Annotated in this window: 9 protein-coding genes; 2 read left to right on the forward strand and 7 right to left on the reverse strand. The window is 49.6% G+C overall.

The window, feature by feature from the left end; genetic code table 11:
• Nucleotides 1-94 precede the first annotated feature (94 nt).
• Both C4B57_11140 and C4B57_11145 read left to right on the forward strand, forming a co-directional pair.
• Complete coding sequence (locus C4B57_11140; protein ID PXF52350.1) at nucleotides 95-259, forward strand: hypothetical protein; 165 nt, start codon at nucleotides 95-97, stop codon at nucleotides 257-259.
• Entirely contained in the window at nucleotides 240-476 is a 237-nt protein-coding gene (locus tag C4B57_11145) for a hypothetical protein (GenBank protein ID PXF52351.1), read from the forward strand. Before C4B57_11140 ends, C4B57_11145 begins: the two co-directional genes overlap by 20 nt.
• 368 nt (nucleotides 477-844) lie before the next feature.
• On the opposite strand, the gene C4B57_11150 is transcribed toward C4B57_11145, so the two are convergent.
• From C4B57_11150 to rplU, 7 genes are all read right to left on the reverse strand, one after another.
• Complete coding sequence (locus C4B57_11150; GenBank protein PXF52352.1) at nucleotides 845-1,861, reverse strand: oligopeptide ABC transporter ATP-binding protein OppF; 1,017 nt, start codon at nucleotides 1,859-1,861, stop codon at nucleotides 845-847.
• A 158-nt stretch (nucleotides 1,862-2,019) separates the two neighbouring features.
• Nucleotides 2,020-3,048, reverse strand: a complete 1,029-nt coding sequence (locus C4B57_11155; protein PXF52353.1) for a hypothetical protein — start codon at nucleotides 3,046-3,048, stop codon at nucleotides 2,020-2,022.
• A 1-nt stretch (nucleotide 3,049) separates the two neighbouring features.
• Entirely contained in the window at nucleotides 3,050-4,309 is a 1,260-nt protein-coding gene (locus C4B57_11160; protein ID PXF52354.1) for a glutamate-5-semialdehyde dehydrogenase, read from the reverse strand.
• Between the two features lie 11 nt (nucleotides 4,310-4,320).
• Nucleotides 4,321-5,463 (reverse strand): glutamate 5-kinase, encoded by a 1,143-nt coding sequence (gene proB / locus C4B57_11165; protein PXF52355.1) that lies wholly within the window; start codon nucleotides 5,461-5,463, stop codon nucleotides 4,321-4,323.
• 118 nt (nucleotides 5,464-5,581) lie between these two features.
• Nucleotides 5,582-6,586 carry a GTPase ObgE gene (locus C4B57_11170; GenBank protein PXF52356.1) on the reverse strand — a complete coding sequence of 335 codons (1,005 nt, stop codon included), beginning with the start codon at nucleotides 6,584-6,586 and terminating at the stop codon, nucleotides 5,582-5,584.
• A gap of 140 nt (nucleotides 6,587-6,726) precedes the next feature.
• Nucleotides 6,727-6,993 (reverse strand): 50S ribosomal protein L27, encoded by a 267-nt coding sequence (locus C4B57_11175; protein ID PXF52357.1) that lies wholly within the window; start codon nucleotides 6,991-6,993, stop codon nucleotides 6,727-6,729.
• Nucleotides 6,994-6,995: 2 nt separating this feature from the next.
• Nucleotides 6,996-7,316: a 50S ribosomal protein L21 gene (gene rplU / locus C4B57_11180; protein PXF52358.1), complete on the reverse strand. Its 321-nt coding sequence runs from the start codon at nucleotides 7,314-7,316 to the stop codon at nucleotides 6,996-6,998.
• Nucleotides 7,317-7,599 lie beyond the last annotated feature (283 nt).

Below are 7,599 nucleotides of genomic sequence, written 5' to 3' on the forward strand. Positions count from 1 at the left end.
TATTGCAAGCCAAGAAAAGGCGAGCCCTAAAGAGGCCTTCACTATTGCTAATGACTAAAGATTGAACCATGTTAGACTTTCAGTCGTATAAGAAATCTACCTGCTTTCAGCAGGTAGTGGTTTAATTCTTTTGGGCATGTCCGGTAAGAATAGGTTGTTGGTAGTGGTGCATACTGACCGCCACGAAAAAATCAGAATAATTAGTGCGAGGAAAGCCATCCAAAAGGAGAGAAGGCAATATGAAAATTATGAAAAATGATCCAAATATGCTAGAGGAATATGATTTCAGTAATGGTGTACGAGGAAAGTATGTAGATAGATATAAAGAAGGTACAAATATCGTACTGTTGGAGCCAGAATTAATGGAGTTTTTTCCTGATTCACTATCAGTAAATGAGGCATTGAAATCATTAGCAAAAATATTGAAAAAATATAAAAATAAAAGAGCCGAACAAGTCGGTGCGGTGGATGCTTAAACTGCTGCGCCTTCGGCTCTGCCTTCTCCGAAGTAAACTTCTTGGGGAGTTCTGTAGCCCAAGGATTCGTGAAGACGCTCGGTATTGTAAATATAGAGGACCAGGACCTGAATCGTATAGTGAATGAAGTTTGCCGCATGCTTATTATCGTTACGTCCCCCGGATCGCGGCAAAGGGTAAAAGCGTAAAAGAACAAAGAGCTACTCAGCCTTCCTGGCGCAACGGAACCCGATGTTGTTGCTCCTGACCCCCTGGTAGACCCAGTAGCGGACCGCACACCTGGGAAAATGTGGGACGCATTTGTATACCTTGTTCGTGGTATTCTTCTGAGTTATTGCATAGTCTTTGCACAACTCCCCGATGCGAGCTTAGGCGCAATTTTGTATGAAGTGACATGCTATAAAATGATCCCTTGCAACTTCCGTCCAGACAGGGCGCTCTGTTCTGCACCTGTCTGTAGCCAGACTGCATCGGGGGGAGAAAGCGCATCCATTTTGGTATCTATGATCCTCATGACCGCATGTTAATATATGATCCCTTCTCTTTGCCTTCAGGCCCGTCTTTGGATCCGGCACGGGAACAGCACTCAGAAGAAGCGATGTGTAAGGATGATGGAAATTTGGTGATTTGGTGATTTGGTGATTTGGTGATTGCAGAAATGCATTTTTCGGCATTAATTCCATAAGCTGACCTTTATACATGACAGCTACACGATGGCTTACAAACTGTATTACAGGAAGATCATGCGAGATAAACAGTAAAGAGAGTCTGTGTCTCTCATGGAGGTCAAGGAACAGATTTATGATCTGGGCCTGTATAGAGACATCAAGAGCAGATGTCGGCTCATCCGCAACTATCATTTTCGGATTTGTGGCAAGGGCCCGTGCCAATCCGATACGCTGGCGCTGGCCTCCGCTAAACTCATGCGGATAGCGATTCAGGACCTGTTCGTCCAGGCCGACTTCTTTCAGCAGCCTTATCACCCGCTCTTTATAATGGCTCTTTGAATATAGCCTGTGTATCTTCAAAGGTTCGCTCAGGATCTTAAGGACTGTCTTTTTCGGATTTAAGGAAGAAAAGGGATCCTGAAAAACCATCTGTGCCTGACGCCGGAAATTTTGAAGCCTTGTTTTATCAAAATCAGCAATATCGTCTCCTGAAAATAAAACCTGCCCGCTTGTTGGAGATTCAAGGCCCAGGGCTATTCTTGCGAGGGTAGATTTACCGCAGCCACTTTCTCCCACAAGTCCTAATATCTTGCCTTCCTTGACAGACAGATTAACCCTGTCTAAGGCCTTAATCCTATATGTGCTTGAGGCAAAAAAGCCGTGCCGTACGGCATAGTCTTTGCTGACTGCCCTGAACTCACAGATCGGATCTTCCATATAGGATTATTATACCGCAAAACGTCCTGAAATATGATTCCGCTCAAAATGCTCCAGATGCAAGGCGCGAGATTTCCGAGGAATGAGGCGTACTTAGTGTACGTCGCAGTGACGAGGAAATCAAAGCAACGCAGCAGATGGGGGTATTTTCAGCGGAATCATAGGATTATTCTCGGGACCTCGCTCCAGAGTCCTTCAAGGTCGTAAAAACCCCTTACAGGCTCGTAAAACAGGTGTACAATAACATCTCTATAGTCCATCAATATCCACCTGCCCTCCTGTTCTCCTTCTACTCCACTGCATTTGATCCCCTTTTTACGAAGGTTCCTGCGCATCTTGTCCGCAATGCCCTGAACATGCCTGGTGGATCGACCATGGGAGATTATGAAAAAATCAGCAAGGGAAGAAAGACCCCTCATGTCCAGGATAACAACCTGTTCCCCCTTGTTTTCCAGGATTTCCGAGACTATTTGCTGAGCTCGTTCTTCTGAAGATGCAGTTTTGGTTTCTATATCCTCTATAGATGGCGAGGTGTCCCCTGCAGACCCGGCATACAAACTGTTTTCTTCCATATACGTCCTGACTTCTTCAGGGACGAGAAAACGTACGGAAAGACCTGATCTTGCCCTGCGCCGTATATCAGTCCCTGATATGGCAAGATGAGTTACGGGATAAAGGTAGATAGCACCTTTATCATGGGCGACAAAAATGTCCTTTTCCTCCTGGATACTATGAGCTGGAAACGCCCTGGATATGATCTCCTTCAACCCTGGCAGGTCTTCATGACCCCGTCTCATGATCACCAGAGAGGCATAGTCCGTGAGGCTGCCATAGTCTTTCCATGTCTCAATATCGAGGAATGCGTCACTTCCCAGCATGAAGAAAAATTCCGCCTCGTCTTTATGTCTTTCCCCAAGCTCCCTTAAGGTATCAATGGAATAGGACGGACCGGGGCGTTCGCTTTCAATGGTTGTGACCCTGAAGTAGTCCAGAGAAGCCACTGCCAGCTCTACCATGGCAAGGCGATGGGCAAAAGGCGTGAGGCCTGATGGTTCTTTGTGCGGCGGCAGAGCGGCGGGCATAAACCAGATTTCATCCAGCTCCAGGGCCTCCCTGATCTCCTCGGCCGACCTGAGATGGCCAAAATGTATAGGATCCAGCGTGCCTCCCAACAGACCTATACGCACACTAGCTCCTTATCTGGCCATTACCAAAGGCTATGAATTTCGTGGTAGTGAGTTCCTCAAGCCCCATCGGACCATAGGCATGCAGCTTGGAGGTGCTTATTCCTATCTCTGCTCCAAGGCCCAACTGTCCACCGTCGTTAAACCGGGTTGAGGCATTTACAATAACCAGGGAGGCATCCACCTCTGACAGAAACCTCCTTGCCCTTGCATAATCCCTTGTGACTATGGCATCAGTGTGATTCGAGCCGTAACGGGCAATATAGTCCATGGCATCATCCATGCCGTCGACCACCTTTACAGCAAGGACCAGGTCCAGAAACTCCTTTCCCCAGTCCTCATCAACAGCTGCCCTGGCAAAGGGTACCAACCTGCAGGTGCGCTCACACCCCCTGAGTTCTACGCCGGCATCCTTAAATGACTCAGCCATCAAGGGCAAAAACTCATCTGCAATATCTCTGTGCACAAGCATACCTTCCATGGCATTACATACCCCTGGCCTCTGTACCTTGGAATTGAAACAGACCTCTTTGGCCATGTTCAGGTCGGCCCCTTTGTCTATATATACGTGGCACACGCCCTTGTAATGCTTCAATACAGGGATGCGGGAATGCTCTGCCACAAAACGGATAAGGCCCTCGCCTCCCCTGGGGATTATGACATCTATTTCCTCCTCCCTCTTCAGAAGCTCCGTGACTGCCTCCCTGTCAGTGGTTGAGACTACCTGCACAGCCTCCCCGGGCACTGAAAACTCCGTCAGCACCTCCTGCAGTATGGAGCCCAGGGCCAGATTGGAATAAAGTGCGTCCGATCCGCCCTTGAGTATTATAGCGTTTCCTGCCTTGAGACACAGGCCCGCCGCATCTATGGTGACATTCGGCCTTGACTCGTAAATCATCCCGATTACACCCAGGGGTATTCGAACCCTGCCCACTGTGAGACCATTGGGTCTCTTCCACATCTTCGGGACCTCGCCCACGGGGTCAGGAAGGGCCGCTACGTCCCGGAGCCCATCAGCCATGGAATCAATAACCTTGTCCGACAATCTCAATCGATCCATAAAGGCAGAAGTAACACCCTTATCTTTTGCCTTCTTGAGGTCTTTTTCGTTCTCCTCCTGCAGCTTTCCCCTGGCCTCAATTATTCGTTCCGCCGTCCTCAACAGAACGTCGTTTTTCACTGTAGTCGAGAGCTTTGCCACCTCCCGCGCGGCCTTTCTTGCCTCTTTCGCCATTTTTGCTATCAAAGTTGATACTTCACTCATGATAAGACCTCTTACAATAAAATTACCATATTATCCCTGTGTATGACTTCACCCGTTCCTTGATGGCCGATTCTGTCATATATCTCACCTGTCTGACAGCCGCAAATCTTGCGAATGTCACCTGAATTGTAGTTGCTGAGCCCTACAGCGACCTCTTTCCCAGAGCCGTCGCGACACACCACACAGGCCCCGGCCTCGAAATCGTGCTGAACTCCTCTGATCCCGACGGGCAAAAGGCTCTTGCCGTTATCCACCATCGCCTTGACCGCTCCCTCATCGATTTCGAGGATGCCTTTGCGGTCAAGGGCAAGAACTATCCAGGGCTTTCGCCCGTGTATCCTTCTCCTGTTCGGGCAAAACAGCGTGCCCAGGTCTTCACCGGAAAAGAGCCGGGGCAATACACGGTCAGCACGTCCCTTGGCAACCACCATGGGAACACCGCAGGCAGTCACCATTCGGGCTGCTTCCAATTTAGACTTCATACCCCCGCGCCCGGCCCTTCCCAGGTAATCACTGGCAAGATCGGTTATTGATTTGTCCACCTTGGAGACCTCTGGAATACGCTTTGCGTTTGCATCCTCTCTTGGATCCCTGTCATAAAGACCATTTACATCACTCAGGCAGACGAGGACCTCTGCCTCCACCAGATTCACGATCAGTACGGCAAGGGCGTCATTGTCAGTGAACTGGAGCTCCTCTGTTGCTACGGTATCATTTTCATTGACAATCGGGATGATGCCCCACTGCAGCAGGGTTTTTAAGGTGTTCTTTGCATTGAGATAGCGATACCTTGAAACCAGTCCTTCCCTGGTGAGCAAGATCTGGGCTACCTGGATGTCATGATTTCTGAAGGCATCCTCATAGGCCTGAATGAGACGCCCCTGCCCTACCGCGGCCAGGGCCTGTTTCTCAGGGACGGTTTTGGGTGATCGAAGCTCAAGAAGTTTTCCCATGCCGGCAGCTACAGCCCCGGAAGAGACAATGGTAACCTCCCGGTCTTCCCTGCGGAGTGAGGCGATCTGGGCGCAAAGGTCGGCTATTACCCGGTCATCAAGGCCGTTTCTGTCCGTGAGGACAGCGCTTCCAATCTTTACCACGATCCTGCGTACGGACTGTAAAAACTTACGGCCCCGTACCTGAGACCTGGTTTCCATCTGTTAAATTGTCCTCCTGTGTCGAAATTGGAAATTGGATAAAAACTGAATAATAACTCGATCAACCGGTTCTAATTCAAGTTTCTAATTTCTAATTTCTAATTTCAAGTTTCTAATTTCAACTTATCGTGAAGGATGCCACTGTCTGATATAAATCCTCCATAAGGGAAGATACTCCAAATCCGGTAAGGGCTGAAATAGTATAGATCTTATGGCCTTCTTTGGCCAGGATCTCTTTGGCTTCCTCACTGTCGCCCTCATCCGTAATATCGATCTTATTCAAGGCTATTGCCTGGTATTTTTCAAGAAGAGGTGCATGGTATTTTTCCATTTCCTCCCTGATGGTCCGGTAACTGCGCCGGACCGAATCCTTCCCCTGAGAGGCATCCAGAACATACAGCAGCACTTTGGTCCTCTCAATATGCCTCAAAAAATCAAGACCCATGCCGACACCCTTATGTGCCCCTTCAATGAGACCAGGTATGTCAGCCACTACCATGGTCCTGTCATCAGAAAGCTCTACTACGCCCAGGTTCGGCACAAGGGTAGTAAACGGATAATCTGCTATTTTGGGCCTTGCCGCGGATATTCTTGAAAGCAGGGTTGATTTTCCTGCATTGGGAAGCCCTATAAGGCCCACATCGGCAATGAGCTTCAGCTCAAGAATCAGCCATCGCTCATCCCCCGGCATGCCCGGCTGGGCATAGCGTGGTGCCTGACGTGTTGAAGACACAAAACGTGCATTTCCCTTCCCGCCTATCCCTCCCCTGGCGGCAACCCAGTCTGCTTCCGGATCCGTGAGATCCGCCAGCACAAATACGTTCTCTGAATCCTTTACCACAGTGCCAGGGGGTACCTCTATGACAATATCCGAACCGCTCTTACCCTGCTGGTTTTTTCCTTTTCCGGCCCGGCCCTTCCCCGCCCTGAAATGACGCTTCCTGCGAAAGGAAAGCAGTGTATTGAGCCCGGTATTAACCCTGAGGATGACATCCCCTCCACGGCCTCCATCACCTCCGTCAGGCCCTCCCCTGGGAACAAAGCGTTCCCGTCGAAAGCTTACACACCCGGGCCCTCCATCTCCGGCCTTAACGTATATTTTGGCCTGATCAACAAAGTCCATAAATCCTCGGCCGCCAGTATCTGTAATAAAATTGGTAATTATTCACTCCCTGCCAGGGAGTGTGAACGGTTTACGACGACAGAACTCTGTCACCCGACGGATCAGGTTGTCGAGTTCAGGTATTTTGGTGGGGGGAGAGTTCAGGAAGCGGTGCTCTGCATAGGGTAAACGCTCACTCGCTTTCGATTCCGTACAATCTCGAACTGCACGACCCCGTCTGTCTTTGCAAACAAGGTATAGTCCCTGCCCATGCCCACATTTCGTCCTGGATGAAACTTGGTTCCCAGCTGACGGACCAGGATGTTTCCGGCCCTTACGATATGACCGCCGAAACGTTTTACGCCTCTGCGCTGGCCTTTACTGTCGCGGCCATTGCGTGAACTGCCGCCGGCCTTTTTGTGTGCCATAATTAATCTCCCTGGACACGGATCTCTTTAATCTCAAGGGTAGTGAAAGGCTGCCTGTGCCCTCGCTTGACCTTATAGCCCTTGCGCCTTTTCTTCTTCATAACGACTATCTTTTTACTACGGCCGTGCTCCAAAACCTTAGCTTGTACCGTGGCAGATTCCACTAAAGGCCTGCCGATCTTAATTTGGGTGTCATCCGCCACCATCAGGACTTCAGGAATCTCGACATCCGAACCTGCTTCAGCATCGAGCTTTTCCACCCTTAGCACTTCCCCCGGACAAACCTTATACTGTTTTCCGCCTGTCTTGATAACAGCGTACATGACTTCCTCCAAAATTAACTAAACAAAAACGAAAATTAACATGAAATCAATAGCTGTCAAGGAAATTTGACTCCAATTCAGTCACTTTTACCAAACTCGTTGTAACGCTGTGGCGTAAATATCCGGTAAACCCGTGGTCCGCTGTGGAAGTCGCCGTCCGTGCCCTGCCGCAGGAGCGGTTTGCCTTTTGCAGGGTTTCGATCGCGGGCCGGATTGCACTGCCTCTCCGGTCCGCGATGAGTGAGCTTTGAAACCCGGAAAAAGGTAACCGCTTCAAGGCAGG

It is taken from the genome of Deltaproteobacteria bacterium, assembly GCA_003194485.1.
Taxonomy (GTDB): domain Bacteria; phylum Desulfobacterota; class Dissulfuribacteria; order Dissulfuribacterales; family UBA3076; genus UBA3076.

Bases quoted from the DNA above. Each gene is read 5' to 3' on its own strand.
- C4B57_11160 (PXF52354.1), bottom strand. From the start codon at position 4,309: ATGAGTGAAGTATCAACTTTGATAGCAAAAATGGCGAAAGAGGCAAGA.
- C4B57_11175 (PXF52357.1), bottom strand. From the start codon at position 6,993: ATGGCACACAAAAAGGCCGGCGGCAGTTCACGCAATGGCCGCGACAGT.
- rplU (PXF52358.1), bottom strand. From the start codon at position 7,316: ATGTACGCTGTTATCAAGACAGGCGGAAAACAGTATAAGGTTTGTCCG.
- C4B57_11145 (PXF52351.1), top strand. From the start codon at position 240: ATGAAAATTATGAAAAATGATCCAAATATGCTAGAGGAATATGATTTC.
- proB (PXF52355.1), bottom strand. From the start codon at position 5,463: ATGGAAACCAGGTCTCAGGTACGGGGCCGTAAGTTTTTACAGTCCGTA.
- C4B57_11170 (PXF52356.1), bottom strand. From the start codon at position 6,586: ATGGACTTTGTTGATCAGGCCAAAATATACGTTAAGGCCGGAGATGGA.
- C4B57_11150 (PXF52352.1), bottom strand. From the start codon at position 1,861: ATGGAAGATCCGATCTGTGAGTTCAGGGCAGTCAGCAAAGACTATGCC.